Origin of the sequence: Acidovorax sp. LjRoot74, assembly GCF_964254355.1 — a bacterium.
Classification (GTDB): domain Bacteria; phylum Pseudomonadota; class Gammaproteobacteria; order Burkholderiales; family Burkholderiaceae_C; genus Acidovorax.
Genome location: NZ_CAXUTI020000001.1, coordinates 2303656 through 2329843, shown reverse-complemented (window position 1 = coordinate 2329843; position 26188 = coordinate 2303656). Strand labels below are relative to the sequence as shown.

The window sequence follows — 26188 nt, the reverse complement described above, 5'->3', positions numbered from 1 at the left end:
TCATGCGGCCTGGGCCGATCCCTGTGATTTGTTGAGTGCGGCGAGGCGGTCGCGCCAGCTCTTTTGGCGGGGCTTCTTCGTGGGGCGCGGCAGGTCGGAGACGAACGTCATGGCCACGGCGTCACCTTTGTCCGGACTGCGGCCAAGCGCCTCGCGAATCTCGTCCTTGGTGCGGATCTGGATGGCCGCGTGCTGACCCATGGTCACGACCTTGTAGCGAACGGCCGTGAGGTCGCCCAGCAGCTCGATATCGGGGGGCAGCGCGACTGGGTCTGGGTTGGTAGGGTCCAAGGCTTCCCGCAGCCGCCAATACATCTCGGCCCGTTTGTTCTTGAAGTGCAGCTGGCCAGCCTTGTCCATGAGCGGGCTGGCGGCGGAGCCCACCACCGGATGGACATGCAGGCCCAGCCCCTTGATGAAGTCCAAGGCGCTGGAGCCGATGCCAATGCTGTCGATGGCGATTACGGCGCCATCGCGCACCAGGGGCACCACGAAACCGGCAGCGGTCGGACCGTCCTTCGTGACAGCGCCTGGCGCGGACACCAGCTCATCAAACCACTGGCCATGGCGGCGGGCTGCGCAGGACTTGTCAATGCCACCGCGCGCAGGGTCAAAGCCCATGGTCGTCATTTCACCCTTGGATTCCCTGGGGGCCCAACGAGCCTGGGCGGCCTTCACCCAATCCGTGGGGATCAACTGCCAGACCGGATCATTGCGCCCAGCCATGAAGTCGCCATGCAGCATCTGTGAGCGCAGCGGCTCGGGCAGCGCCTGCAGCGTGGCCTTGTAGCCCGTGATCTGCAGGAACAGGTTGTCGTCAACATCGGCCGAAATGAACGTTCGGCTCTTGGGCTTCATCGGCTCTTTGCCGACCATCACCGGTTCGGGCCCGGGCACTTCCATGTCCTTGCCCTGCTCGTCGGTGACGAACCAGCGTAGCTCGCCAGGCTTCGCAGGGTTGGGGTGCTGAGGGTCCAACCAAGGCGCCCAGTACCGTATGACCCACTCGCCCTCAGCGCTCGTTGGAGGGTTACCTGCACAGATCACGCGCTGGCGAACCCCTGGGTTGTCGGTCCGCATCCAACCGATCAGCGTGCGGAACTGCGATTCCAAGAAGTGGGTAATCTCGTCGAAGCCTTTGAGGTCATGTGCGCGGCCCTGGTACTTCATCCAGTCGTCGGGCTCTTTCACGCTGCCCAGCTCCATCACGCGATCGCCAGGCAAGCGCCACAGGCCGCTTTGGCTGTTGTAGCCGTTGCGCGTGCCCAGGATCTTGGCCATGCGCTCTTCCAAGCCGATCAGCTGCACGGCCTCACGGCGGAAGATGATGCTGTGCTCCTGCTCTGTGAGCGCAGCCCCCAGCAACAGGTCTGACTTGCCGCCACCCGCCGTGCCCCCGTAGAACACGATGTCGGCTTCGGACTGCAGGGCGGCCATCTGGGGGCCTACCTGGGGAATCCAGAGCGGCAGACCTTCCGTCAGCAGGCTATCCAGCTCCTCGCGTTCTTCCGGCGTAAGGTGCTTCACCAGTTCCAGCAGCTCGGCCGGGGTCGGGTTAGCTCGCATCGCCGCCCTCTTCCTTGCGCTTGGCTGCAATGGCTGTCAGAGCAGCCAGGCGCGCCGCGCGCTGGGCATCAGTGAGCTTCGACACTCCCGCCGCCCCAGCCGGATCATCATCCTCGTCCAGCCCGAAGGCGGTGCGCTCCATCTGCTGGAGCCGCGCCAAGGATTGGCCAGCCCTCTGGGCAGACAGGATCAGCTCAGGCAGCGGCGGGCGCTTGGTGGTGTCGGACTCGTTGGCCGCCGTCTCCAGATCACCGACCAGCTTCATGGTCAGGCCATGCACCTTGGCGATGTCGCGGCGGTGCGCCAGGATCACCTGCTTATTGGTCTCGGCCGCAGCCAGAACGGCCTGAACGGTCGCGTTGCCACCGTTGGCAACCCGGTTGGCAACTTCTTTCGCATTGGCAACCGCAACCTGCTCGGCGATCAACTTTGCCTTGGTGGCGCGGCGGACCTCAACGCTGAGGTCTTTCTGCCAGCGCTGCACCTTGGCGCGCTTGCTGATGGCCTGCCGCGACACCACGTTGCCGTGCTTGTCAGCCAGCTCCTGGTCGGAGAACTGGCCGGTTCGGTAGTCGCGTTCGATGGCCTCCCAGTCGGCGCGGCGCCGCTCCGGGGCGGCTGCGCCGCCGGCTCCGGGGAGGTTGTCTTGTGCGGGAGAACTGGGGTTGCTGGTTGCCATTGCCCCGGCATGGTTGCCGAGGCCGCAACTTCATGCGAACCCTACTGGGGGTGTCAAGCCGACCCTTCCGCTCCAACTAAATCGGCCTGAGCGCTTGCAAGCACCGCATCAAAAGCTCTAGATATCGCAATCGTCAAATCTCTGAAGCAATCCTCCGAATTGTCATACTCGTCGCCAATTCGAGATTCCTTGGAGAAAAATGAATAGATCACTTGCAGGGTCGAGGCGGGGAGAAATACTGCAGCCGGCCCAAGAAGTTCAAGCACTTTTTTTTTGGCATCAAAGTACTCACCCATCAGCAGCTTGGCATCAAACAATTCGCTGGGGACACCGGGCGCCTTTCGTTGTCGAACAGCCTCTGCATAGACATCCGCAAGAGAAGTACGCATCAACGCGAGATTGCTGAGGATCTGCAAATAGTACTTTTCACGGTTCGCCCAATGCTGCTGCCGGACCCAGCCACGACTGGCAAGAGTTTGCTTGACCGCCTCCACCTTCTCTGTAATAGCTTCGATGTCTTCCTTGGTGGCGGTGTTTTTGCCCTTCTCTCCCAGATAGCTGCCGAGGTAGGAACCCACGCAAGCACACAAAATGAGAAGCGCATAGACCCACCATGCGGGGCCTCCAGATGCTTCAACAGCCCCTTTGACCATCGCTTGGATTTGTTCTGGTGTCATGTCCCGTCCATGGTGTGGATTGATGCGGGAAATACTACCGGAACAGTCCACCTACTCAGGTAGATTGGTCCCGTATCGGCTGGCCACCAGCGCCCGCATGGCGGCAATAAGGGGTGTCCGGCCTTCCTGCCAGGCGCCCTTCCCCGTTTCGCTGACCACCACCGCACACCAGACCCATCCCTTTCCGGGCATGGGAGCGACGTGGATGCGCTCTTTCTCGATCACTGGGCCGCCCACCTCCCAGTTTGATGAATAGGCAGTGCCAGCGGGCTTGGCCAAGGCCTTCGATACCCAGGTATCGAGGGCGGGGCCGGCGAGGTCGGAGACTTTCATGCCGCCTGGATTCGTCAAAATTCTTCAACTGTTGTGCGCTCGGGCGGGCTCTGGAACACATCGAACACCCAGTCCCCTCCATCCGTGATGCCAGTGACGGTTCTATGTTCTCGGTTCTGATAGTTCAAGTCACTGCATCCAAGGTAGGCAGAAATCTCCAGCACAAAGGACACGTGGACATCATCCTCCGTGACCTCGACCTCCTCTACCTCAAGGCCGTCAATCTGTTCTCGGTCTCCGACATCCAGATCAAGAGCTCTGAGAAGAATTCCTGTGTCCTCGTCTCCGGCATAGTCGTGGATCGGCTCCTGAACTTCCATCAGGTTCCCGAAGTATTCAAGCAGGTTGTCGCGGGAAAGGTCGGTGGGAATAGGTATGCGAATTTGCTGGAGGTTCATGGTGAGCGGCCTTTGCGGTGTATGCAGGCCCGTAGGTTAAATGCGATTTTTGGCCACCAATGCCACCAACTTCGCCCCAAAAGCAAGGATTCGGCAAGTTTCAATCCGCCAGGAGATCCAACTGTGCATCGTTCTTCGGTTTTTTGAGCGCCGCCACCGTGCGCTCCAGCTCCCGGATCCGGTCCGCCAGCTCCGCCGTCCGGATCAAGGCCTTGTTGCTGGACTCGATGTCCTCAAACTGGCGCGCGAAGCCTGTGAACATCATGGCGTGGCGCCGGGCCTCGGGTGGGGTGAACTCGGCATAGATATCCCCCATCTCCCATTTCACTTTGCCATTCGGCAGTGGCGTGAGGCTCTGCACTCGCTCCGGCGGATATTTGGGCACGATTTCGATCAGGCCCTTGCCTACCTTGAAGATCTTGCCGGCCGTCTCCAGCCGCTTGATGTGGTCATCGATGACTTCATAGGACAAGCCCGTCGCTTCGCGCAGCACCTGGCGGGTGATGGAGCGCTCTTCGTTGGTCAGGCCAACAATGGTCTCCCACACGAGCTGCCCGGTGGTCGCTTTTTCTTCGTTCGTGGTGTGGCTCAACATCATTGCTCCCTTCGTGCTCTATGCCTGATTCGGTTCAGGGCGTTCCCCCGCGCAGCTTCTTGAGCCGCTGGTACTCCGCAAAGACGGCCTTGTGCCCCGTCTCGGCCTCCTCTTCCCCGAACACCGTGACTAACTCGGCCAGGTAGCCTGGGGTCCGCTGGCGGTCCTTCAGGCTTCGCCAGAACTGAGGGCCGTTGGCCAGGGCGCGTACCTGGCAGCCCCCGCAGCTGCAGTGGTAGCCGCCCCAGTGGGGATCGGTGCTGGCGTGGGTGCAGTCTTGGCAAGTGGCCATCAGATCAACCTCCGCAGCTTCACCATCAGCTGCGTTGACCAGAGGGCCGCGCGATCGGCTATGCCATGGCGGTCCATGGCGATCAGGGCATCCATCACGTCGGCTGCATCCTTGGCGATCTGCAGCTCCGGACCGCTGAGGCCGACTCGGGCGGTGCGCCGGAAGCGCTCGCACACCGCAGGGTAGATGTCGAGCTGGCGCGCCAAGCAGGCCTCAGCCTCTGGAGTGAACTGCTCGCCGTCCTGGTGGAGATACCGCATCATCTGGCTGTAGGTGAAGCCTGTCTCCATCCAGTCCCAGAGATCGTCGCGCGAGGCAGACCCATCGGTGAAACGCGTCACCAGGTCTCGGTGGACGATCTGGCAGGTGCTGATCCTCTCCGGCGTCAGCTTGGGCCGCCAGAACTTGGGGAGCCGCGAGGTGTTCACCGGCTGGCTGGCAATGTGGGTGCGGATCATGGCCTTGCCCCCAGCGCGAAAACACTGTTGGGCTGGGACATGCGGGCCATCAAGACCAGTGGTATCCCGGGCGCACCAGGAGAACCGTCATCATGGTCGCTCGGATCCATGCCCGCAGCGATGTAGCTCCACTTCGGCGTGACCGTGTAGCGCACATCCCCCTGGCTATGGTCAGAGGTCAGCATCCCACGTCGTTCAGCCCGCCAGCAGAACTGATTGATGGCCTTACGCCCGGCAGGCACGCGCAAGACAGTCTCCAGAAGGTCCAACGTAGCCCCGGGATTCGCTGAAATGGCTTCGAGCACAAAACGCATCGTCTTACTCACCTGAGAATTCCGCATCAGATCACTCCTGATTTAATAGCTGCAGGTGCTTTCATTTCATGCTTTGCAGCGGGATTTGGTTGTGAATTCAGCATGCCCAGTGCCCACAGGGCTGCCGCTCTGTCGCGCGGTGCACTGCAGCCGTCAAAGGCGATGGCGCGCCACTCCAGGACCTGGGCAAGATGGGCGGGCATAAATGCGCTGTACTTGTGCGCCTTGGGCGCTGGACCCTGGTCCAGCCACTGGTGGCACGCAGCGCAGCCCCAGACGCTGTACTGGTCGTCGGCCTTCCGGGCCCCGGCCTTGCCATGGATGCTCAGGTTGCTGTGGCAGCACACCACGGTAGCGCGGTCCTGGGTGCACACGCCGGGCACGCGCAGGAGGCAGGGCATGCCCCGGGCCATGTCGCGGAGGTGGGCGTTGCGGTGGGCCTTGGACTTCGGCTGCGGGCGCGCTGGCGTGGTGCTGGCGTTTGCTGCTGTTTTGATAGCTTCCCTCCCAATGCGGGCAAGCGGTAGCAGCTGTTTTTCTTCAGTTTGCGTCGAATCGCAAACTGATGCATTTTTGATAGCACCCTGTGCTCGCTCAGCAAGCGCTCGCGCCCGATTGCGTTCTGTTTTTACCGTAGTGCTGCTGGCGCGCAGCCAGGAGGTGCGCTTCACGGGGGTTCGGCGATTCAGCATGAGCCGCCCCCCAGCCATTCAGCCGCGTAGGCGTCCTGCGCCTCCTGCTCTGCCATGGCATCGGCGAACTTTTGGCTCTCGGCCGCTCCGCACTGGGGGTTGTCGCGGCAGACGGCCACCGAAAGCCCGTTCCACCATTTCAGACCGCTGGTAGCGCCACAGGTGTTGCAGCGCCACACGGGCTTGCTGCGTCCGGCGTTGATTTGGTCGGGGGTCATGCCTGCCCGCCCTTCTCCCGGTCAGCCAGCAAGCTCTCCAGCATCGTCGCGCGCGCGGCTGGCGCAAGGTGGGGCCAGAGTTGGGACTGGGCTCCCGGGGTGCGCAGGTGCGCCAGCATGCCGTCGTGCAACTCGCGCATCTCATCGTCGCTACATTTTTCGTAGCTTGTGGAGCGCGGAACGGCTACCAATCCGCCCTTCCCGTCGTGTTCCCAGGTCACGAAGGCGGCCCCGACCTTGAGCCACGCGCGCAGCGCCGGCAGGTTGGCGAAGCAGTCTTGGCTGTCGAACAGGCGCTGCTCGATGGCCATGTGCCGCTTGTGGAACTCGCTGGAGCGCTCCACCACGTTGTCCAGCTGGAAGACCTGGCCGGGCGCTGCATTCCAGAAGCGCGCCCACATGCGGCGCCAACGGCCTTCATGTTGGGCATCCAGGCCGGTGAAGCACTCGAAGTGGAAGCGGCGGATGATCGACCGCTCGAACTCGCTGAAGCCGTCCAGGGGGTGGCGCTTCACGAGCATGATGGATGCGGGTTTGGTCATGCGAGGACTTTCGAAATTCGGAACAGGACACCGCCCAACTCGATCCGCTGCCCCACCCGGAAGAACAGGGGCGCAGTCCGATCGCCGTCAATACGGACGGTTGTAGTGCGCCACTTGCCGCGACCAGGTGGGACGAGGATCAGGGTCACGCGAACTCCATCTGCGCGTAGCGCGCCAGGAGTACCGCTTCGGCCCGGTTGTGGTCCTTGGCGCGGCCCAGGTCGGTGCACGACGGGAAGCAGCGGCGCGCCGTCTCCAGCGCCTTGGTTTTGCGCTGGGTCTGCTTGAGATTCGGGTCAATCAATCCGTAGCTGCGCTTCCAGGTCTGCGGCGCCACGTAGCGCACCTGGCACTTCAGGCACTCGGCCACGGTCTCGATGGCGCCCAGGGAACGCAGGAGCGAGCCCTGCGTCTGCACGGCGTTGTTCGCCCCGCCCATGGTCCCCACGGCCTCGATCACGATGGTGGGCCGCGCCTCGCTCGCCGGACAGGTCTTCAGTAGCAGATCCAGAAGCGCGCGGCCGTCGATCTTGCGTTGCACCAGGGCCTTCGGGCCCACGCCCGGGATGGGCATGGTGGGCAGGTCGAAGACGCCGCGCAGGCCGTTCTGATCCAGCACTGCGAAGGCGCCAGTCAGGCCCGGGTCTACACCGATGAACAGCATGATCAGCGGTCGTCCGAAGAGAGGACTGCGTCCTGGTCGGCGTCGTCGGCCGCGCCGCCATCGCTGCTGGGCCCGCTGGCGAAGATGTCGCCGGCCGTCAGGGGCGGCTCGTCTGCGTCCTGCACGGGGAATGGGTTCTCCATCGGCTCATGCGTCTCTTCCAGCTGCTCCACGGCCGGTGGAATCAATCGGATGGCGATCAAGTCCTGCTCCAGCAGCGCCAGCTTGCCGCAGGTCTCCTGGTCCAGCCGGTCGCCCATGTACTGGCACTGCCAAGACAGGTGGATGGTGCCGCCCTCTTTCGTCTCGATGGAGCGCTTCACGACCTTCACGCAGTCGAAGACCATCTTGGAGCGCTCGTCGTTCAGGCCGTACTCGACCTCCAGCTCGTAGCCAGCCAGCTTGGCCTTCTTGTCGTCCAACGAGAACTTGCCGCCGTTCAATCGCGGGAAGCGCAAGTTGGGCAACGTGGCGGGCAAGTCCTCGATCTCGGCCTGGCCGTTTGCCACATCGTGATTGGTGTACAGCGCCTCGCGCAGGCCGGGCACGATGGTGTCCAGCAAGCTGTTGGGCACATCGACCGACATGTTCAGGTCCACCGCCTGGCGGTGATCGTCGCCATGCAGCTCCTTGCGGAAGTTCACGTGCGTGAGCGTCACGTCGGTGGGGGTGCGGAAAGAAAATTCGGATTTCTGGGTCATGGTGATGGTCCTCTCGGTGGTTGCGGGTGGTGGTTGGGGGGGTCAAAACTCTTCGGATGGCGCGTAGGCCGCCGCGCTGCGGGCCTTGCCCGGACTGGCGCGGGCGAGCGGCTCACCGCTGTCGGTCCAGTGCTGAAAGCCGCCGTCAAAGGCCAGCGCGGCGCTGCCGATGCGGCCTTGGCGGTTCTTTGCGAAGTCGGCCTCGATGACCTTCCCGCCGAATTCATTGATGTGGTTCAGGCTCAGCAACATCACCACGTCAGCGTCTTCCTCGATAGCGCCGGACTCCTTGAGGTCGGAGAGCTGCGGCTTGCCCCCGATGCGTGCTTCGAGCCCACGGCTGAGCTGGCTCAGGGCCAGGACCGTGATGCCGAGCTGCTTGGCCAGGGTCTTCAGACCACGGCTGATTTCCTCGATTTGGTGGTGGCGCTTTTCCTGCGTCTTGCGGGAGCCGCACAGCTGGATGTAATCCAGCACCAGCAACTTGATGCCGTGCTGGCGCACCAGCGCGCGTGCCTTGGCCGAGATGTCGGTCAACGTCAGCGCGGGCTGATCGTCCAGGTACAGCGGGAGCTGGCGCAGCCGGTCCACTGCCTCGGTGAGACGTGGCCACTCGCAGTCGCGCAGGTTTCCGGTGACGATGTTGTCCAGCAGGATCTGGCCGACATTGCTTCCGATACGGTCCATCAGGTCCGCCTTCGGCATCTCCTGCGACAGGAACGCCGCGCCATGGCCAGACTGGGCCAGGTTGACGCAGAACTGCATCGCCAGGGAGGATTTGCCCACTGCTGGCCGGGCGGCCAGGATGATCAGCTTGCCGGGCCGAAACCCTCCGTTCAGGCGCTTGTTGATGCTGGGGATGCCGGTCGAGATACCGGGTTCGATGTCGCCACGATGCAGGGACTCCACCCGCTGACTCAGCTCCAGCGCCATGTCGCCCACCGGTACCGGCAGCTGTGCACCACGGTTGATCGCGACACCCTGCAGCTTGGCCTGGGCCTTGTCCAGGCGCTCGCCCACGGTCAGGCCGGGCTCTACCGCGATGTCGCGCACATCGTTTGCGGCCTCCATCAGGCCCCGCATCAGCGCACGCTCGGCGATCACTTCGGCATACCGCCGCGCACTGCCCACGCTGAGCGCCATCTGCGCGATCTCGTTCAGGCTGACCAGATCCACGTCTTCGGCCTGCCCGTTGGCCTGCAGGTGCGCCAGCACGCTCACCAAGTCGCAGGGCTTGCCAGCGACAACCAGAGCCCCGATGGCGGCGAAGATGCGCCCATTGGCCTGGGCAAAGAAGTGCTTCGGCTCAAGGATGTCGCCCACGGCGTCCCACACGGCGGGGTTGAGCATCAGGGCGCCCAGCACCGCCGACTCGCTCTCCGGCGACCATGGCAGCACGCTGACGTCGAGGTCATGCGGATGCATTGCCGCCCTCCTGCTGCTGGCGCTGCGCTTGGCGCGCGTCCAGAACCTGCTTGCGCTGCAGCCCCTTCGAGGACCACTGCACGCCCCCGGCTTCGGACGCGAACCAGAGGCCGAACCAGCTGTCCTTCACGCTGTTCGCGAACGTCGCAGCCCAGTCCTTGTACCGCTTGCCCCGGTACTTCGGGTCCTCGGTGTAGCGCTCCTTGAACGCCACCCAGGCGATCTGCAGCATCTCGTCGGTGATGCCAGCGTCAGTCGCCCAAGTGCGGATCGAGTGGTCGTCGGGCACAGGCTTGACGTGCTGCTTCCGGCAGGTGGCCAGGAAGTTCGCCAGGGTGGACTCTTCGCGCTTCGAGCGTTTGGCAGGAGCGGGAGGGGGCGGCGGCGCGTCAGCGCGCGCTCCCTCTGAACGAAGTGAAGAGGGATCCTTCTCCTGTTCTTGCTCCTGTTCTTGTTCTTGGCTTCGATGGGCCTTCGAAGGGGCTTGGTATGCCCCTTGTTCGACTGAATCGCTTTCGCGTTTGTTGGTCAGGTGGAACGCGGCTGCGTACCGGTCGTACCAGGAGCCGAGAAAAGGGTTGTCCGGCAGCGCGTCGTAAGCCTTCTGGATTCCGACGCATTGCTTGTCTTTCGGGCTCAGTTCAGGGGCGATCTGGTACGAAGCCATCTCGTGGACAAAGACGAATTCGGACTCATCGTCGTAGGAGCAGAACCCGGCTTCAACACAATGCTGAAGGCCCTTCGATGCCCCTTCGATGCCCAGCCCGGTTTCGTACGCCATGTACATCACAGGCTGAGCGAACAGGCCCAACATGTTGCTGCTGGGGGACGTGATCAGGTACATCGCCACGATGAGCGCTTCGGGGTTCTTCCGAAGGGCCTTCATGGTCTTGCCGTGCCACATCTTGGGCACGACCTTGGCGTACTCACGCATGGACCAGTCCCCTCTCCGCTTCCATGCGCGCCACCACGGCAGGCGACCGGCCTTTGATCAACTCCACCATGCGAGCTTGGTGCCGCGTGGCCGCGCCGTGGGCGCCGAAGTCGCCAGTGCGGGTCCAGATAGACATTTGCAGCTCCAGCTGCAGACCCTCAATCTTGATCAGCAGCTCGCGCTCGTGGTCCAGGGGGGCCAGAGGCTCGGCCTGGGCGCCGAAGCACACAGCGACGACGGGCTGAAGGTGCACAGCTTCAGGGGCGCGGGCGCTATGCACTGCGGCCGCGGTGATGGTGGTGTTCATCAGGCGGCCTCCGCCAACTCCTGCCGCTGCATGTGCAGCTGCGCCTCGCGCGCCCGGTACGCCTCGTTGAAGGTGTTCCAGTTGTCGGAGCCCAGGCAGTAGTCGTTGGCTTCGCGCACGGGGATATGCTGCTCGGCTGCAGCGCGGGCTGCGGCTTTGATGTCGTCGTCGGTGAGAGCGCGGATGGTCATGCCGTGGCCCTCCCCTGCAGCAGCTGGCGCATCAGCCGGTTCTCGGCCTCCGCAGCAATGGCACGCTGTTCGGCCAACTCCGCGCGGCGCTCGGCCTCAGTCTTCACCATCACCAGCGTGCAGCCAACTTGGAAGGCGCCCCACTCGGGATAGATCGTGTTGCCCACCACCTCACAGAAATGGGCCACCAAGTCCGCCTGCAGCGTGGCCTTGCCCTTCTTGATGTTGGAGAAGTACCCGGCATCGATTTCGAGGGCCAGATAGATCTCCTTGTCTTCCAGGCCAGAGACGCTGCAGGCCAGCGTGAACGCTGCTGCGGCGGTCCTCTGCGCTCGGATCATTTCGAGGGGCACGGCGCTGCGCTGTGGGGCGCGCGCAAGGGCCAGCTCGTGCTGGTCTTCAAGCTGCGTCATGGTTTTTGAACCCGGTTGAGTACCCTGCTGGGGCAAATAAAAAGCACGATGGCGGCATGCAAAAGGAACACGCCGCCGCTGAAGAAAAGCCCGCCGACGCACGAAGCGCCGACGGGGAAACCCGCGCCCAAGAGAGGGAGGAGACGGATGGCGGGCGCGGGGGAAACTGGGAGCCGGACTGGGACGGCTGGCTGGCTGAGAAGACGGCGCGGCGCGTGGCGGGCGTGCATGGATCAGCCCGCGGTGGCCAGCAGGTAACCGATCCCCCCTATCAGGCAGAGACCGAAAACCAGATCAACGGCGATCTGCCCTGGGTGGCGAGCGGGGTACTCGCCCTTTGCCAGCCAAAAAATGCGGCCCAAGTTTTCGAACGCCAACAGGCCGATCAGGAACCAGAGGAATGTGGCCATGGCTCAGCCCCCTGCCTTGGCGGGCTCGGGCTGAAGCAACTCAGGGAGTGCCGCGCTGCCGTACACGTGATCGAACGTGATGGCCAAGCCCCTGCTCGCGCTGAAGTCGATGACCTTGCGCGCCATGTCTGGCGGCAGGGTTTGGCCTCGTTCGTAGTGACCAATGTTTCCTTGGGTGCAACCGATGCCATCGGCCATCGCTTGCTGGGTAACGCCGAGGCGTTCTCGGATGGGCTTGAGGTTGTGCATGCGGCGAATAGTAGCGCCGCTAGGATGCAATGTCAATATCGCCGCTATTTTGACCGCGTAACAGTTGCGCTAATAATTTGCCATGTCCGATAGCAAGCGCTCCAAGATCACCGACGAGAACCGCCTTGAGGCGGCTCGCCTAAAAGCGCTCTGGGATGACGGCCGACCACACCGCACGCAAGCAGTGTTCGGGGAGCACTACGGGCTGGGCAATCAGGCGAACGTTGGCCACTATCTGAACGGGCGCAGCGCCCTGAACGCGAAGGCCGCTGTCGCCTTCGCCGCAGAGCTTGGCTGCTCGGTGGCCGACTTCAGCCCGCGTGTAGCCGAGGAGATTGCTCGGCTGCAGGGCGTATCTGCCCCCGTGCCTATCGCCCCCGCGCCGCGAGAGATTCACGCGCCCAGCGTTCCAGGCCAAACGCTTGGCGATTTCGTCGCCGTGCGCCGAGCTGACGTGAAGTTCTCTAACGGGACCGGCCACGTCGTGTATTCAGAGGATGACCACCCTCCCCTGGTCTTCCGGGCCGACTTCCTGCGCCGCATGGGCATCGCGCCAGGCAAGGCCGTGGTGGTGGAAGCTGATGGCGTGAGCAATGAGCCCAAGATTCCCGACGGTGCCGTGGTGCTGGTGAACTGCGGCGACCGCGAGCACCTGAACGGCGACCTTTTCGCCTTCCGCGTGGACGGCGAGTTGATGATCAAGCGGCTGGAGCGAATTGACGGCGTGGGCATCCTGGCCACGGCCGAGAACCCGAATTTCAAGCCGAAGCAGAAGGTCTACATGAACCCGCCTGACTTCGAGGTGATTGGACGGGCTGTGTGGACTGGCGCCCTGCTCTAGCCCCAGTCATCTGTGTGGCCGCCGCTCTCCTGGCGATTCCGGCAGAAGCACAGATCAAGCGCGACCGCGCCCAGGTTCGGGCGTTCAGGGCTGAGAACCCCTGTCCCGCCACGGGCCGAACGCGCGGCGCCTGCCCGGGGTGGCATGTAGATCATGTGATCGCCCTTTGCGCGGGCGGCCCAGACAGGCCTGACAACATGCAGTGGATCACGCGAGAGGACCACCGGTTCAAAACGCTGGTGGATGTTAAGGAATGCCGGAAAGCTCGGCGGAAGGAAACAGATGACGCCTCAAGAACACGAAGCGCTGCAACTCAAGATGAAAAATCTCGCGCAGCAGACCCTCATTAAGTGGCTTGCTGATCTTTGGCGGGCGCGCCTTGCCATAACGCCGGAGCCCGAGCGGTCAATGACTCTAGCGGCGATGGAAGCAAAGCTACAAGGTGGTGCAAAGGAATATTCAGATCTGACAATTCCGTGGCTTGATGCTGCTTCGTCGGACATGCAAGCAGCGATGTTTCAAGAGGCATATGAAGAAGTCTCCAAGCAAGTGATGGCGACCGCACGCGCGGGCTTGACGCCAGAGGAAGAAGCGAAGTTTCGGGCCGCTGCAGCTGCTGGTTTTCCTTCGATAAACCGCTAACGCAGCCAGCAAGGACACCCAAACGAACCGCCCACTGAGGCGGTTTTTTCTTGCCCGCCCGGATTGGGCGTGTCCGAATAGTAGCGCAAATCCTAGCGGCCCTATTGACACAATGAACTAGCGCCGCTACTATTTAATCCAACGTACCACCACAAGACACCCCAGCCCCCACCGATCCGAGGGGCGAAGCCGGAAACGAAGGAGGCGGCGGGGCCAGGGCCTGAAGGCCTGCTGTGTGGTGCGGTTGGAGAGAGCAGATAGGTGGTGAATGCGCAGGCTGATGCGCGACGTGGCACGGGGGTCTGGCCTTGAGCCAGCGCTAGGGGTGAGAGTCCCGCTTGTGTGACATAGCAGGTGCATGGATGCGTCCATGCGAACCGTGTATCGAACGCCAAGCCGGAGATCAGCACCGGCCACCACCTACCTGCTCTCTCTCCGATCAACAAGTTGGAGAGCCGAATGGCATTCGAGATCGACATGGCTGCATGCGCGGCCCACGAAGACGAGCTGCAGCAGGCCGCCGCGGAGCGCACGCGGCAAGAAGCTGCTGACGAAGACACCGGCCGCGCAGTCCGCGAGGCCATCAAGAGCATTCCCGCCTGGGCCTTCACTCCCGGCGTGCTGGCCGACATTGCTGCATGCCTAGCCGAGAAGGCCAAGGCGCTCAGCAAGAGCACTTCCGAGATCGCGCTGAACTACCTCGACGACCTGCACGACGACATGCGGGGGTGCACATGAGCGACCTCCTTCAACAAATCCGCTCCGCCCAGGTGCATGCCGGTGAAGACGCAGTGATTGCCCACCTGCAAAGCATGGGTCTTGCGCGGGCCGAGCGGGACGCCCCCGTGGCCCTGGCCGCATCCCTGGCCGCCCAGGCCCAAACCCGCGAGCTGAACAACCTGCGCACCGAGCGCGACACGCTGCTCAACGCCCTGCGCCAGATCGCGCTGACCGAGGCCTGCAGCAACTCAGACCCCGAGGAAATGGGGCGGGCCCTGGATAACGCCGTGGCCATCGCCCAGGGCGCTCTGCGGGCATGCCAGCACCACAAGACACGACCAGTTGCGCCAGAGGCTGCGGCCATTGGGGCGGGGCTGGACCCGGAATCCATCGAACAGGGGGACCTATGAAAGACGCCACATGGCTCATTGCCGCCGTGCTCGCCCTTGGCCTGGGCGCCGTGGCAGCGCACGAAGACGACACCCTGCAGGGCGACGAGCTGCAGCAGGCCCAGCACTCGCGGGACTTCGCCGCCCGCAAGGTTTGCCAAGGGCAGGCCTTCGAGTGGGCCGACGACAAGACGCTGGTTTGCTACCGGGAGCGGCCATGAGCTCCGCCCTCGCCTTCATCACCTGGCTCCTTGCCACATCCGCAGCCCTGGCCGCCTACATGGCCTGGGTTCACCAACCTTTCATCTGACAACCGAGGTTCACATGAACGACGAATTCTCCCCGCGCGACGTGTACGCGCGCCACACCAGCAAGACCGGTGACACCTACTTGGCCGAGCACCGCGTCTGGAACGCCGAGCGCTTCTTTGCAGCCCGCGCTGCCGAGGCGACCAAGGAGGGCGGCAAGGCCGCTTACGAGCGCATCACCGAAGAGCAGTACCGCAAGGAGCGAGCATGAACGCTATTGTTAAACAAGACTCCCGTTTGCCTGCATTGCAAATGGACGAAGCCGAACTGCTGGATGTTCTCCAATCCAGCCTGTACCCCGGAGCATCGCACAAGTCGATCAAGATGGTGCTCGGGTACTGCAAGGCGGCGGGGCTGGATCCCATGCGCAAGCCCGTGCACATCGTGCCTATGTGGGACAACAAGGCCAGACAGATGCGCGATGTGACGATGCCGGGCATCGGCCTGTATCGCACGGACGCGGCACGCACTGGCGAGCACGTCGGCACTGATGAGCCGATCTTTGGTCCCATGGTCGAGTACGACCTCAGCGGCACCAAAGTCACGGTTCCTGAATGGTGCAAGGTCACCGTCTACCGAATGGTAGGCGGTATGAAGTGCGCCTATACGGCAACCGAATACTGGGTAGAGAACTACGCCACGGCAGGCAAAGACACCACTGCGCCGAACACCATGTGGAAGAAACGTGGTCGTGGACAACTGGCGAAGTGCGCCGAGGCACAAGCGCTGCGCAAGGGCTTTCCAGAGGTTGGTAACCAACCGACAGCCGACGAGATGGAAGGTAAGACTCTGGACATGGGGCCCGCCGACGTTGCCCAGGCACCCGCAGCCCCGCCCGCACTTCAACCCTACCCCGCCGACCAGTTCGCGGCCAACCTGCCCAAGTGGCGTGAGGTCATCGAAAGCGCCCGCAAGACTGCAGACGACCTGATCCAGTTCGCGCAGTCCCGCAGCCCCAACACCCTGTTCACCGAAGAGCAGAAAGCCACGCTGCGCGACATCAAGCCCGTGAAGAACGCGGCCGCCACTGATGTGCAGCCCAAGGGCGAGGCAGCAGCACCTGCGGCCGACTCGTGCCCGGCGCCCACCTTCGCCCACGTCTGCGACAAGCTGCACGCGGCCAAGGATGTGGACGCGCTCCACCTCGCGGCCGACCTGGTTTCGCAGGTGCCCGACACCCAGCAGCAGGCCGAGCTGAATGAGCTCTACGAACAGCGCCTGGGCGAGTTCGCCTCCGGCTAATTCGCTATCACAAAGATAGCTATCCGCGCTTTCCAGTTAAGCGCCTCACCCGGATTTTTAGGAGATTCCCATGCAAGTGCACAACCTCACGCAGGGCAGCCCGGAATGGCATGCCTATCGCCGCAACCACTTCAACGCCAGCGATGCGCCTGCCATGCTGGGCTGCAGCCCGTACAAGACCCGCGACCAGCTGATTGCCGAACTGGCCACCGGCATCGTGCCTGAGGCGGATGCCGCGACACAGCGCGTCTTCGACGCTGGCCACCGCTTCGAGTCTCTTGCCCGCCCGCTGGTCGAGAAGATCATCGGCGAAGAGCTGGCGCCCTTGGTGGGCAGCAACGGCAAGTACAGCGCGAGCTTCGACGGCGTGACCCTGATGGGCGACACGGGTTGGGAGCACAAGAGCCTCAACGCGGAGCTGCGCGCCGCCATGGTGGACGGCTGCACCGGGGCCGACCTGCCCAAGGTCTACCGCGTGCAGATGGAGCAGCAGTGCATGGTGGAGGAATCCCTAGCCCGCGTGCTGTTCACCGCGTCGAAGTGGAACGGCGACGAGCTGGTGGAGGCGCGGCACTGCTGGTACACGCCCGACGCAATTCTGCGCGCCGAGATCGTGGCGGGCTGGGCCCAGCTGGAGAAGGATGTGGCCGCCTACGTGCCCTCCGACGCCGCCCCGCAAAAGGTCGTGGCTGAAACCGTCACCGCCCTGCCTACCGTGTTCGCCCAGGTCACCGGCAGCATCGCGCTGAAGGACAACCTGCCCGAGTACGAAGTGGCGCTGCGCGACTTTATCGACCACCGTCTGATCACCAAGCCCGAGAGCGACCAGGACTTCGCGAACCTGGACCTGCAGATCAAGGCCCTGAAGGGCGCCGAAGCCGCGCTCGACGCATCCGAAGAGCAGGCGCTGTCCCAGGCCGAAATGCTGTCGGCTTTCAAGCGCCAGAAAGACATGCTGCACAAGCTGACGCGCGACACGCGCCTGGCTGCTGAGAAGCTGCTGACGGCCGAGAAGGAGCGCATCAAGTTGGAGCAGGTTCAGCGCGGCCAGAAGGAATTCGCTGCTCACATCGCTGGCCTGAACACCCGCCTGGGCAAGCCGTACATGCCGACCGTGGCCAGCGACTTCCCCGGCGCCATCAAGGGCAAGCGCACCGTTGACAGCCTGCGGGACGCAGTGAGCACAGAGCTGGCGCGCGCAAAGATCGCAGCCAACGAGATCGCGGACCGCATTCAGGTCAACCTGGGCACGCTGCGCGAGCTGGCCACGGCCCACGCCTTCCTGTTTGCCGACACAGCGCAGATCGTGCTGAAGGCACCCGACGATGTCACCACGCTGGTGAAAGCGCGGATTGCGGAGCATGAGGCCTCTGAAGCACGCCGACTGGATGCCGAGCGGGAGCGCATCCGCTCCGAAGAGCAGGTCAAGGCCCAACGCGCAGCCAGCGAGGCCGAAGAGCAGCGCGAACGGGAGCGTCTGGAAGAGCGGCGCCAGCAGCTGCTGCAGAAGGAGCGCGACGATCAGGCCGCCATCGCCGCAGCTGCCGCATCGCAACAGATCGCTGCCCCTCTGGCAGACGACCTTAGCAACCTGGCGCGCGAGAAGTCGCAGGAGGCAGTGGCCGGCATCGACGCCAGCCAGGCCATCACCATTGCCCAGCGCGCCGCAGCTGCCGGTCCTGCTGTCGCACCGCTGCGCCCGGTGGCCGCCGTCATCGCCCCCACCACGGCGCCCTCGCTCAAGCTTGGTCAGATCACCGAGCGCCTGGGCTTCGCGCTGTCCGCCGACTTCCTGCGCGGCCTGGGCTTCGAGCCCGCCGCGAAGGTGGGCGCACATGGCGTCTACCACGAGGCTCAGTTCCCGCACATGTTGGCCGCCCTGGTGCACCACATCGAAGGCGTGCAGGCCAAGGCCGCCGCTTGATCCCAGTACGGCCCGCCTTCCCCCGACAAACGCGACCCTTCGCGTGCGGATGCCGGACGCGGGCGGGCCACCCCACCAGAAAGCGCACATGAGCACTGCAGAGATCCGCCACTTTCACCTGTTCTGCGGCCTCGGCGGCGGCGCCAAAGGCTTCAATCAGGCCCGGCCGCGCGTCGGCAACATGGTCGCGCAATTCCGCTGCATCGGTGGCATCGACGTTGACGCGGCCAGCATTCGCGATTTCGAGCGCCTCACCGGCGTGCCCGGCACCGTGCTGGACCTGTTCGACCGCGACCAGTACCTGGACTTCCACGGTACAGAACCGCCAGCCGATTGGCGTGAAGCATCGACCGCTGACATCCACCGCGCGGCTGGCGGCGAGCGCCCTCACATCGTCTTCCTCAGCGCACCCTGCAAGGGCTTCTCTGGCCTGCTGTCTGAGGGCAAGAGCAAGACCGACAAGTACCAGGCCCTGAACCGCCTGACGGTGCGCGGCGTGTGGCTGATGCTGGAAGCCTGGCGCGATGACCCGCCCGAGCTGATCATCTTCGAGAACGTGCCGCGCATCGCCACGCGCGGGCGCCACCTGCTGGACCAGATCGTGGATCTGCTGCGTGCCTACGGCTACGCGGTTGCAGAAACCACCCACGACTGCGGCGAACTGGGTGGTCTAGCCCAAAGCCGCAAGCGCTTCCTGCTGGTGGGCCGCCACGTAGCCAAGGTCCCGCCGTTCCTGTACGAGCCCCACAGTCGCCCGCTGCGCGCCGTGGGCGACGTGCTTGGCCGCATGCTGATGCCTGGGGACATGCGTGGCGGCCCAATGCACCGTATCCCCGCCCTGCAGTGGAAGACCTGGGTGCGTCTGGCCTTCGTCGAAGCTGGCAGCGACTGGCGTTCCCTCAACCGCCTCGCAGTCGAGGATGGCCAGCTGCGCGACTACTTGATCGTGCCCGACAACCGAAACAGCGGCTTTTTGGGCGTGGGCCACTGGAATGCCCCGCGCGGGACCGTCACCGGCCGCAGCTTGCCCAACAACGGCGACTTCGCCATCGCTGATCCGCGCTTCACACAATCGGCCAAGTGGAAGGATGGCCAGGCGCTGGGTGTGCGCGCGTGGGAAGAGACCACCGGGGCGATTGCCGGGCAGCAAAGCCCTGGCCAGGGTTCCTACAGCGTGGCCGACCCGCGCCACACAGGCCCGGCCAAGCACTCGAACGAGTTCCGCATCGTGCGATGGGACAAAGCATCCATGGCCGTCACCAGTGCGCACGGGACAGGCCAAGCGGTGGCGGACCCGCGCCGCGCCGGTCCGAGTTTCGGTAAGTACTCGGTGACCGGGTACGACACCAACGCCGGTACCGTCATCAGCGGCAGCACCACTGGCCAGGGAGCCTTCGCTGTGGCGGATCCGCGCAGCGGCATGCAGCGAGGCAAGGGCGACAGCTACCTCACCGCTGGCCACTACGGCGTTGTTCCGTGGGCCGGGCCCTCTGGCGCTGTGAGCGCAGCCGCTGGCCACGACAACGGCCGCTGGAGTGTGGCAGACCCTCGGATGCCAGCATCCGGCGACAAGCTGGTGTGCCGCATCACGGCCGAGGACGGCACGTGGCACCGGCCGTTCACTACCTTGGAGCTGGCGGCGCTGCAATCGCTGGTGGACCCGGAAGAGATGTTGGAGCTGGACGGCCTGAGCGATCAGGCCTGGCGCGAGCGCATCGGCAACGCCGTGCCCAGCTCAGCAGCCGAGGCAATTGCACACGTCATGGGCGAGACGCTGCTGCTGGCGTGGTCCGGTGAAACCTTCCTGCTGTCTGCCCAGCCGATCTGGGTGCGGCCGCTGGCACTGGGCGTGGTCATGGGGAGTGCAGCGTGACCACCGCCGCCTTCTCCGCCCGCATCGGCCCCACGGCCCAGGCGCTGGCGACGATCAAGAACCGCTACTGCGCCCCGCCCTCCTACGCCCCCACCGAGCAAGTGCAGAGCCACATGGACTGCCCACGCTGCAAGAGCCGCTTGAACTTCACTGTGTTGGTCAGCGGGCAAACCTCGGGTCGGTGCGTGGCATCCGACTGTCTCCGCTGGAGCATGCAATGACGATCACCGCCTACCCCCTGACCTGGCCCAGCCAGTTCCCGCGCGCGAAGCATCGCGAAGACGGCCGCTTCAAAACGGCGTTGCCCAACGCCATCAAGAACGTTCAGGCCAGCCTGCGCGGTTTCGCAAGCGACTCCGGCAAGCAGCTCAAAGGGCTGACCATCAGCAGCAATGTGACGCTCGGCTCCGATGCTCCGTCGGATCCTGGCGTGGCGGTCTGGTTCGAGTGGGATGACATGCAGGTGTGCATCCCCGTGGATCGCTACCGCAGCGTCGCCTCCAACCTGCAGGCGATCCACCACATCTTGGAAGCCCGTCGTGTGGAACTGCGCCACGGGACGCTGGCCCTGGTGCGCGCCACCTTCACGGGTTTCAAGGCGCTGCCCGCACCGCCAGGAACCAACTGGTGGGACGTTCTGGGCGTGGCCCGGGACTCCACAGCAGATGCGATTCAGGCCGCCCATCGGCGCCTGGCCAGCCAGCACCACCCAGACAAGGGAGGAACTGCTGCGCAGATGGCAGCGATCAACAAGGCTCGGGACGAAGCGCTACGCAAATGATAGCTGCAAGCGCTTTCCAGCAAAGCGCAAAGCCCAATTTATGAGGATTTACCAATGACCGATAAAGACAAGGAGCGCGAAGCACTGCTCGCCGAGCACGCCCAGGCGCTTGCCTTTCTGGCTGGTCTCTATTGCGGCGACCTCACTATCAGCGATCCGCCAATGGCGGTGGCCGAGCGGATCTTCGACTCCGTGATGGCTGAACGCGCCGGGCTGAAAGACGAGATCCAGCGGCAGGAGCAGGCGCTGGACTTCCTGCGCCAGTCCCTGGCCCGCGCCCGCCTCGGTACAAACCAACCACAAGAACTTACATGAGGTCACGATGACGATCACCCTGTCTGACCAAGAACTCTTCCAGATCACCGGCTACAAACGGGCTGCAGACCAGCTACCGGAGCTGCAGCGCCAAGGCTTCTTCCGTGCTCGCCGCTCCCACACAACCGGTGATGTGATCCTGGAGCGTGCCCACTACGATGCCGTGTGCGCCGGTCAAGTCGCCAAGAAAGAACCCACCCTGCGCGAACCGACGGTGCGCAAACTGAGGGCCGCATGAAGAAAAAGAGTGATCTACCGCCACGGGTGTACGCGAAGAACGGCGCCTACTGGCACGTGGCGGCCGTCGGTGAGAAGCGCAAATGGACACGCCTGTGTGCCATTCGCGACGGGATGCCCGCCATGTACCGGGCCCTGGCCGACATTCAGCAGCGCGGTGTCGTCAGTGACACCATGTCTTCCCTCGTGACCGATTGGCTGCGAGAGGTCAGCACGACACGGACAGAGAAGACCCAGGCCAACGACATTTACCAGTGCAACGCCATCAAGGAGGCCTTTGCCGATTTCCGGGCGGGCCAGGTCACCCCTCCTGCTGTGGTCGAGTTCCTGAAGAACTTCCGCGACATGCCCCGCTCGTACAACGCCTACCGCTCGATGGTGCGCGAGCTGATGCGGTATGCCGAGGAGCGCGGATTCCGGCCGCCAGGGTCCAACCCGGTGGACAGCATCAAGACGATGAAGACCCCACCGCGCCGCCGCTATATCACCGACAGCGAGCTGCGCCGCATCAAGGTCGGGATCTGCTACGGCAAGGACGGGAAGCGCACGCCTTCGGGCCCCATGATCTGCTGCCTGGTGGAAATGGCCTACCTGACCGGGCAGCGCGCCAACGACCTGCTCTCGATGGAATGGTCCGAGATTGGGAAGGCAGGCATTCTGTTCCAGCCCGGGAAGACGCTGGCCAGCACCGGGGTGGAAGTCCTGATCATGTGGACGCCACGCTTGGAGAAGCTCATCCAGCGCCTGAAGACCTTCCCCAAGGCAAACGTGAAGTATGTGTTCTGCAAGCAGGACGGGAAGCGGTACACCTACTCCGGGATCTCTTCGGCCTGGCGCCGAGGCTTGGCCAGGGCCAAGATCCCAAACACGCAGTTTCGAGACCTGCGTGCCAAGGCTCTGACCGATGTGGATGAGGCTCAGGGGATCACGGCAGCCCAGCGGATGGGTGCCCACACGACCCAGGCTCAGACAGCTGAATACGTGCGAAACAAGAAGGCGATTCGGGCAAAGGCTACCCGGTAGCCGTTAGACAGCTTGTGTCCAGTTAGACAAAAGGCCCGCAGAGGAAACCCCTGCAGGCCTTGTCAATATTGGTCGGAGCGGCGGGATTCGAACTCGCGACCCTCTGCTCCCAAAGCAGATGCGCTACCAGGCTGCGCTACGCTCCGACAGCTCGTATTCTAACCCGCTAATTTCCTGTTTTTTGGTTCGATGCCTGCTTTTTTCATTTTTTTGAAAAGCGGCAGACACCCCAGCAAACCGAAAATCCACAACCCCTGGCAAGGCTGTGCGAGAACGAGAGAACCACAAGAAACGGATCAGCCCTTCAGGCTGAAAAAGACCAATGAAACCGATGAAGCCAATGAATCAAGCCAGGCGATGGCTTAGCGGCTGCTCGGGCCAGGGCCACGGCCAGCCAGGTGGCGGAAGGTGATGCGACCCTTGGTCAGGTCGTAGGGCGACATTTCCAGGGACACCTTGTCACCCGCCAGGATGCGGATGTGGTGCTTGCGCATCTTGCCGCCCGTGTAGGCGATCAGTTGGTGACCGTTGTCCAGCGTGACGCGAAAGCGCGAGTCGGGCAAGACTTCCGTCACGGAGCCTTGCATTTCAATGAGTTCTTCTTTGGCCATGTTCTTTATCTCTTCAAAACTAAATTCTGTGATCAGCGCCTGAAAGCTTGGTGCATCCACCACGGCAGCTACGACGTGGTCGGTGCTCGACACACGGTGCATTGCGGGCGGTGGGAGTCGCTGCACCCGGGGCGCAGATCAGGCAGACGGCCGGGGGAGACGGCTTCAATGGACAGGCAAAAGCGCTGTGCAAAGCCTGTCGATTGTACCGCGATGCGCCCTGTTGTGCCTATCGGCGCGTTGCAGGGGCCGAAGGCGGGTCGTCGCGCCCCTGTACTGCAAGGGCCAGGGTCCGCACCAGATCCGTCTGTGTGATCACCCCCACCAAGCGCTCTTCCACATCCACGATAGGAATGTGGTGGTGCCCCCCTTGGGAGAACAGCGGCACCAGGTCCATCGCATGCTGCTCCACGCGGGCCACCTGCACTGGGTGCGACATGATTTCGCCCACGCTCTGGGGCTGGCCTGCGCGCCCCATGACCAGCGTGCGCAGTCGCTGCCCCAGACCTTCATGCATATCCAGGTTGGCCAGGCGCATGAAATCGGCCACCGTCACAATACCCACCACCAGACGCTGCGCATCCACCACGGGCAGGGCCTTGATTTGCTCGGCACGCATCAGGGCCCACGCATCCTTCAGCGAGACACCTGCCTCCACCGCCAGCGGGGGCCGGGACATGATGTCAGCGCAGCGCACCTCGCCCAGCGTCCGCTGGAAGGCCGCGCGCCCCGCCAGATGCAACAACCCCTCCAGATCGGCGCGGCTCACATCAAGCACTTGGTTGTAGTGCGACAGCGCTGCATCCACATCCGATGCGGTGAAAGCGCCCTTGGAAACATCAGTGCGGGCCGCCACACGCTGCGGGTGTGGGTAACGGCGCCCGGTCAGCCCGTTGTACACCACGGCAGCCACCAGCAACACCAGCACGTTGAACAGAATGGGAAACGCGGCCAGGTGCCAGCCATCGCCTGCCGTCAGCACCACATACAGCGCCATGGCGCCACCCGGCGGGTGCAGACAGCGCAAAGGCACCATGAGCGCAATGGCCAGCCCCACGGCCGCCGCCCCCGCCCACACCGGGTCAGGGATCAGGGCCGAGCAGAGTCCGCCCACCACGGCCGACAAAGTGCTCCCGCCCAGCACGGGCCAGGGCTGGGCCAGCGGGCTCGACGGCATGCCAAACACCAGCACCGCACTGGCCCCCAGCGAGGCCACCATCCAAGGGCCCGAACCACCGCCGCCCGCCCACCAACGGCTCAGCCACGCGGTCAGCAACACCCCGACCATGGCCCCCGCAATAAAGCGCAGCCTTTCGCGGCCATCAATGCCCAGGGGCGCTGGCCAGAAGTGACGCAACCACTGCACCAGGCGGACATGCGCAGGCTGCGACGAAGAAGGCGGGGATGGAGGAACAGAAAAAGACATGAACAAAAAGAAGCGCGGCCACGCACCCATGCGAGAGCAGAACAGGCAGGCCCAGAAAAGCCACGCGCCGCAATCTGCCAGTGTCGCCGAGGTCACCATTTTGCAAGGCCCGGGACCGGCATGCCCCCACTGCGCCATCCAGCACCATCAAACTACACCAGAGCAGTACATCCGGCGGCCATATCCAGCGCCCAAGGCCCAAAAAGTCTCACCTATGCTCGAAACTACTGATACCGGCGACCCCAACAAGCCTGCAAAGCACAAAAATCATGACCTATACTGCAGAAAAAAATAGAAAATGCACTTTAGTTCATATTCAAATCAACATTGTCACAGTGCTCACACATGCCAGTAGTCAGATTACACCCAGCGGAGCCATCTCCGGGCTGGCGCACTCGACTTGGCAAGCTGGAACCCCGCCCTTCCGGTACGGGTAACCCATAGGTATTCACCACGGAATGCTTGAAGTAAATTACTTTAAGCCTAAACAAAGGAGACCCATTCCATGACCACCCGCCGCCTTGTCATCAGCCGCAGCGCCGCCCTTGTGGGCGCAGCATCCACAGGGCTGCTGCTGCCCTCCATCGTGCGCGCCCAAAGCGGCAAGGTGCGTGTGGGTTTCATGCTGCCCTACACCGGCACCTTCGCCCAGTTGGGCGTGGCCATCGAGAACGGCGTGCGCCTCGCGATTGACCAGCAAGGCGGCAAGCTTGGCGGGCGCGAAATCGAGTGGTTCAAGGTGGATGACGAGTCGGAGCCCAGCAAGGGCGTGGAAAACGCCAGCAAGCTGGTGCAGCGCGACAAGGTGGATGTACTGATCGGCACCGTGCACTCCGGCGTGCAGATGGGCATCCAGAAAGTGGCACGCGACACCGGCGTGCTCAACCTGATTCCCAACGCGGGCGTGCATGCCGCCACCCGTGCCCTGTGTGCACCCAACGTGTTCCGCACGTCGTTCTCCAACTCGCAACCCACGCTCGCACTGGGCAAGGCCATGGTCGAGAAGGGCCACAAGAAGGCCGTGTGGATCACATGGAAGTACGCTGCTGGCGACGAGGCCTTCGAAGGCTTCAAGCAAAGCTACACCGCTGCGGGTGGCACCATCGTGAAGGAGCTGGGCCTGCCCTTCCCCAACGTCGAATTCCAGGCGCTGCTGACCGAGATCGCAGCGCTCAAGCCTGATGCCGTGGCCTGCTTCTTTGCCGGTGGCGGTGCTGCCAAATTCATCCGCGACTACGCGGCTGCGGGTCTCAAGGACAAGATCCCGCTGTACGGCTCGGGCTTCCTGACCGAAGGCGTGCTCGATGCGGCCGGCCCCGCTGCCGACGGCATCATCACCACCATGCACTACAGCGACTCGCTGGACACGCCGCGCAACAAGCAGTTCCGACTGGAATACGCCAAGGCCTTCCGCAGCCAGCCCGACGTGTATGCCGTGCAGGGCTACGACACCGGCCTGCTGCTGGTGCAGGGGGCCAACGCCGTGAAGGGTGATCTGTCTGCCAAGCCCGCCGTCATCAAGGCCATGGAAAGCGCCACCATCGACAGCCCGCGCGGCAAGTGGACGATGAGCAAGTCGCACAACCCCGTGCAGGACATCTACCTGCGCCAGGTGGAGAACAAGGAAAACAAGGTGATCGGCGTGGCCGCCAAGGCACTGGCCGACAGCGGCGCTGGTTGCAGGATGGGGTAACCCCCCCTGAGGCGCTGCGCGCCTTCCCCCCGCTCTTGCAGCGCCGCGCGCTGCGGGCAGGGGGACGCCGCCAGCGCGGCGGGGCGGCCCTGGACGAGGCCGCGC

Annotated in this window: 38 protein-coding genes and 1 tRNA gene; 15 read left to right on the top strand and 24 right to left on the bottom strand. The window is 63.7% G+C overall.

The genetic code is table 11. The features are described 5' to 3' along the window. The 21 genes from ACSQ3O_RS10900 to ACSQ3O_RS10800 all read right to left on the bottom strand — a co-directional run bounded on the left by ACSQ3O_RS10900 (position 1) and on the right by ACSQ3O_RS10800 (position 12058). Positions 1-1566, bottom strand: a complete 1566-nt coding sequence (locus ACSQ3O_RS10900; RefSeq protein WP_436138868.1) for a terminase — start codon at positions 1564-1566, stop codon at positions 1-3. Beyond that, positions 1556-2245 carry a hypothetical protein gene (locus ACSQ3O_RS10895; RefSeq protein WP_436138867.1) on the bottom strand — a complete coding sequence of 230 codons (690 nt, stop codon included), beginning with the start codon at positions 2243-2245 and terminating at the stop codon, positions 1556-1558. Before ACSQ3O_RS10895 ends, ACSQ3O_RS10900 begins: the two co-directional genes overlap by 11 nt. Positions 2246-2298: 53 nt before the next feature. Then, the gene (locus ACSQ3O_RS10890) at positions 2299-2922 is read right to left on the bottom strand and encodes a hypothetical protein (protein WP_436138866.1); all 624 of its coding nucleotides are present in this window, start codon (positions 2920-2922) and stop codon (positions 2299-2301) included. A 51-nt stretch (positions 2923-2973) separates the two neighbouring features. Beyond that, positions 2974-3255 (bottom strand): phage protein NinX family protein, encoded by a 282-nt coding sequence (locus ACSQ3O_RS10885; protein WP_436138865.1) that lies wholly within the window; start codon positions 3253-3255, stop codon positions 2974-2976. A 14-nt stretch (positions 3256-3269) separates the two neighbouring features. Next, entirely contained in the window at positions 3270-3653 is a 384-nt protein-coding gene (locus ACSQ3O_RS10880) for a hypothetical protein (protein WP_436138864.1), read from the bottom strand. A gap of 100 nt (positions 3654-3753) precedes the next feature. Further along, complete coding sequence (locus ACSQ3O_RS10875) at positions 3754-4248, bottom strand: hypothetical protein (protein WP_436138863.1); 495 nt, start codon at positions 4246-4248, stop codon at positions 3754-3756. A gap of 34 nt (positions 4249-4282) precedes the next feature. Beyond that, on the bottom strand, positions 4283-4540 hold the full coding sequence (locus tag ACSQ3O_RS10870) for a hypothetical protein (RefSeq protein WP_436138862.1): 258 nt from the start codon (positions 4538-4540) through the stop codon (positions 4283-4285). After that, positions 4540-4998 (bottom strand): hypothetical protein, encoded by a 459-nt coding sequence (locus ACSQ3O_RS10865; RefSeq protein ID WP_436138861.1) that lies wholly within the window; start codon positions 4996-4998, stop codon positions 4540-4542. The genes ACSQ3O_RS10870 and ACSQ3O_RS10865 overlap by 1 nt, the downstream gene beginning before the upstream one ends. Then, the gene (locus ACSQ3O_RS10860; RefSeq protein ID WP_436138860.1) at positions 4995-5312 is read right to left on the bottom strand and encodes a hypothetical protein; all 318 of its coding nucleotides are present in this window, start codon (positions 5310-5312) and stop codon (positions 4995-4997) included. Before ACSQ3O_RS10860 ends, ACSQ3O_RS10865 begins: the two co-directional genes overlap by 4 nt. 26 nt (positions 5313-5338) lie before the next feature. Continuing rightward, positions 5339-5725 carry a nuclease domain-containing protein gene (locus ACSQ3O_RS10855; protein ID WP_436138859.1) on the bottom strand — a complete coding sequence of 129 codons (387 nt, stop codon included), beginning with the start codon at positions 5723-5725 and terminating at the stop codon, positions 5339-5341. Positions 5726-5997: 272 nt separating this feature from the next. Then, positions 5998-6222, bottom strand: a complete 225-nt coding sequence (locus tag ACSQ3O_RS10850) for a hypothetical protein (protein ID WP_436138858.1) — start codon at positions 6220-6222, stop codon at positions 5998-6000. Next, positions 6219-6764, bottom strand: coding sequence for a hypothetical protein (locus ACSQ3O_RS10845; RefSeq protein ID WP_436138857.1), 546 nt, complete (start codon positions 6762-6764; stop codon positions 6219-6221). Before ACSQ3O_RS10845 ends, ACSQ3O_RS10850 begins: the two co-directional genes overlap by 4 nt. A 145-nt stretch (positions 6765-6909) precedes the next feature. Next, positions 6910-7428: a hypothetical protein gene (locus ACSQ3O_RS10840; protein ID WP_436138856.1), complete on the bottom strand. Its 519-nt coding sequence runs from the start codon at positions 7426-7428 to the stop codon at positions 6910-6912. Between the two features lie 2 nt (positions 7429-7430). After that, positions 7431-8129, bottom strand: a complete 699-nt coding sequence (locus ACSQ3O_RS10835; RefSeq protein ID WP_436138855.1) for a hypothetical protein — start codon at positions 8127-8129, stop codon at positions 7431-7433. Positions 8130-8171: 42 nt separating this feature from the next. Next, positions 8172-9554 carry a replicative DNA helicase gene (locus ACSQ3O_RS10830; RefSeq protein WP_436138854.1) on the bottom strand — a complete coding sequence of 461 codons (1383 nt, stop codon included), beginning with the start codon at positions 9552-9554 and terminating at the stop codon, positions 8172-8174. Beyond that, positions 9541-10488 carry a hypothetical protein gene (locus ACSQ3O_RS10825; RefSeq protein ID WP_436138853.1) on the bottom strand — a complete coding sequence of 316 codons (948 nt, stop codon included), beginning with the start codon at positions 10486-10488 and terminating at the stop codon, positions 9541-9543. The genes ACSQ3O_RS10830 and ACSQ3O_RS10825 overlap by 14 nt, the downstream gene beginning before the upstream one ends. Continuing rightward, entirely contained in the window at positions 10481-10795 is a 315-nt protein-coding gene (locus ACSQ3O_RS10820; protein ID WP_436138852.1) for a hypothetical protein, read from the bottom strand. Before ACSQ3O_RS10820 ends, ACSQ3O_RS10825 begins: the two co-directional genes overlap by 8 nt. Continuing rightward, on the bottom strand, positions 10795-10986 hold the full coding sequence (locus ACSQ3O_RS10815; RefSeq protein WP_436138851.1) for a hypothetical protein: 192 nt from the start codon (positions 10984-10986) through the stop codon (positions 10795-10797). The genes ACSQ3O_RS10820 and ACSQ3O_RS10815 overlap by 1 nt, the downstream gene beginning before the upstream one ends. Next, positions 10983-11399, bottom strand: coding sequence for a transcriptional regulator (locus ACSQ3O_RS10810; protein WP_436138850.1), 417 nt, complete (start codon positions 11397-11399; stop codon positions 10983-10985). The genes ACSQ3O_RS10815 and ACSQ3O_RS10810 overlap by 4 nt, the downstream gene beginning before the upstream one ends. 233 nt (positions 11400-11632) lie before the next feature. Then, positions 11633-11809 carry a hypothetical protein gene (locus ACSQ3O_RS10805; protein ID WP_436138849.1) on the bottom strand — a complete coding sequence of 59 codons (177 nt, stop codon included), beginning with the start codon at positions 11807-11809 and terminating at the stop codon, positions 11633-11635. Positions 11810-11812: 3 nt separating this feature from the next. Beyond that, a complete protein-coding gene (locus tag ACSQ3O_RS10800) occupies positions 11813-12058 on the bottom strand; it encodes a helix-turn-helix domain-containing protein (RefSeq protein WP_436138848.1) in 246 nt (81 codons plus the stop codon). Positions 12059-12140: 82 nt separating this feature from the next. Here ACSQ3O_RS10800 and ACSQ3O_RS10795 point away from each other — a divergent pair, with 82 nt between their 5' ends. From ACSQ3O_RS10795 to ACSQ3O_RS10730, 14 genes are all read left to right on the top strand, one after another. Beyond that, entirely contained in the window at positions 12141-12899 is a 759-nt protein-coding gene (locus tag ACSQ3O_RS10795) for a S24 family peptidase (protein WP_436138847.1), read from the top strand. 282 nt (positions 12900-13181) lie between these two features. Beyond that, positions 13182-13541: a hypothetical protein gene (locus ACSQ3O_RS10790; protein WP_436138846.1), complete on the top strand. Its 360-nt coding sequence runs from the start codon at positions 13182-13184 to the stop codon at positions 13539-13541. A gap of 459 nt (positions 13542-14000) precedes the next feature. After that, positions 14001-14279 (top strand): hypothetical protein, encoded by a 279-nt coding sequence (locus ACSQ3O_RS10785; RefSeq protein ID WP_436138845.1) that lies wholly within the window; start codon positions 14001-14003, stop codon positions 14277-14279. Then, positions 14276-14671, top strand: coding sequence for a hypothetical protein (locus ACSQ3O_RS10780; protein WP_436138844.1), 396 nt, complete (start codon positions 14276-14278; stop codon positions 14669-14671). The genes ACSQ3O_RS10785 and ACSQ3O_RS10780 overlap by 4 nt, the downstream gene beginning before the upstream one ends. Then, positions 14668-14871: a hypothetical protein gene (locus tag ACSQ3O_RS10775; RefSeq protein WP_436138843.1), complete on the top strand. Its 204-nt coding sequence runs from the start codon at positions 14668-14670 to the stop codon at positions 14869-14871. Before ACSQ3O_RS10780 ends, ACSQ3O_RS10775 begins: the two co-directional genes overlap by 4 nt. 103 nt (positions 14872-14974) lie before the next feature. After that, the gene (locus ACSQ3O_RS10770; RefSeq protein WP_436138842.1) at positions 14975-15169 is read left to right on the top strand and encodes a hypothetical protein; all 195 of its coding nucleotides are present in this window, start codon (positions 14975-14977) and stop codon (positions 15167-15169) included. Next, positions 15166-16200, top strand: coding sequence for a phage recombination protein Bet (gene bet / locus ACSQ3O_RS10765; protein WP_436138841.1), 1035 nt, complete (start codon positions 15166-15168; stop codon positions 16198-16200). Before ACSQ3O_RS10770 ends, bet begins: the two co-directional genes overlap by 4 nt. 70 nt (positions 16201-16270) lie before the next feature. Next, positions 16271-18124 carry a YqaJ viral recombinase family protein gene (locus tag ACSQ3O_RS10760; RefSeq protein ID WP_436138840.1) on the top strand — a complete coding sequence of 618 codons (1854 nt, stop codon included), beginning with the start codon at positions 16271-16273 and terminating at the stop codon, positions 18122-18124. 88 nt (positions 18125-18212) lie between these two features. Then, positions 18213-19997: a DNA cytosine methyltransferase gene (locus tag ACSQ3O_RS10755; RefSeq protein WP_436138839.1), complete on the top strand. Its 1785-nt coding sequence runs from the start codon at positions 18213-18215 to the stop codon at positions 19995-19997. After that, entirely contained in the window at positions 19994-20218 is a 225-nt protein-coding gene (locus ACSQ3O_RS10750) for a hypothetical protein (RefSeq protein ID WP_436138838.1), read from the top strand. Before ACSQ3O_RS10755 ends, ACSQ3O_RS10750 begins: the two co-directional genes overlap by 4 nt. Continuing rightward, complete coding sequence (locus ACSQ3O_RS10745) at positions 20215-20778, top strand: J domain-containing protein (RefSeq protein ID WP_436138837.1); 564 nt, start codon at positions 20215-20217, stop codon at positions 20776-20778. Before ACSQ3O_RS10750 ends, ACSQ3O_RS10745 begins: the two co-directional genes overlap by 4 nt. 54 nt (positions 20779-20832) lie before the next feature. Further along, positions 20833-21093 (top strand): hypothetical protein, encoded by a 261-nt coding sequence (locus ACSQ3O_RS10740; RefSeq protein WP_436138836.1) that lies wholly within the window; start codon positions 20833-20835, stop codon positions 21091-21093. Between the two features lie 7 nt (positions 21094-21100). Continuing rightward, entirely contained in the window at positions 21101-21331 is a 231-nt protein-coding gene (locus ACSQ3O_RS10735) for a DUF4224 domain-containing protein (RefSeq protein WP_436138835.1), read from the top strand. Next, positions 21328-22353, top strand: a complete 1026-nt coding sequence (locus tag ACSQ3O_RS10730; RefSeq protein WP_436138834.1) for a tyrosine-type recombinase/integrase — start codon at positions 21328-21330, stop codon at positions 22351-22353. Before ACSQ3O_RS10735 ends, ACSQ3O_RS10730 begins: the two co-directional genes overlap by 4 nt. Before the next feature lie 69 nt (positions 22354-22422). Here ACSQ3O_RS10730 and ACSQ3O_RS10725 read toward each other — a convergent pair. From ACSQ3O_RS10725 to ACSQ3O_RS10715, 3 genes are all read right to left on the bottom strand, one after another. Then, a tRNA-Pro gene (locus ACSQ3O_RS10725) sits at positions 22423-22499 on the bottom strand. 216 nt (positions 22500-22715) lie between these two features. Next, positions 22716-22964, bottom strand: a complete 249-nt coding sequence (infA, locus tag ACSQ3O_RS10720; protein WP_063460522.1) for a translation initiation factor IF-1 — start codon at positions 22962-22964, stop codon at positions 22716-22718. A gap of 229 nt (positions 22965-23193) precedes the next feature. Further along, positions 23194-24390, bottom strand: coding sequence for an HPP family protein (locus ACSQ3O_RS10715; RefSeq protein WP_436138833.1), 1197 nt, complete (start codon positions 24388-24390; stop codon positions 23194-23196). Between the two features lie 505 nt (positions 24391-24895). On the opposite strand from ACSQ3O_RS10715, the gene ACSQ3O_RS10710 reads away from it, so the two are divergent. After that, the gene (locus tag ACSQ3O_RS10710) at positions 24896-26083 is read left to right on the top strand and encodes an ABC transporter substrate-binding protein (protein WP_436138832.1); all 1188 of its coding nucleotides are present in this window, start codon (positions 24896-24898) and stop codon (positions 26081-26083) included. Positions 26084-26188: the final 105 nt, after the last annotated feature.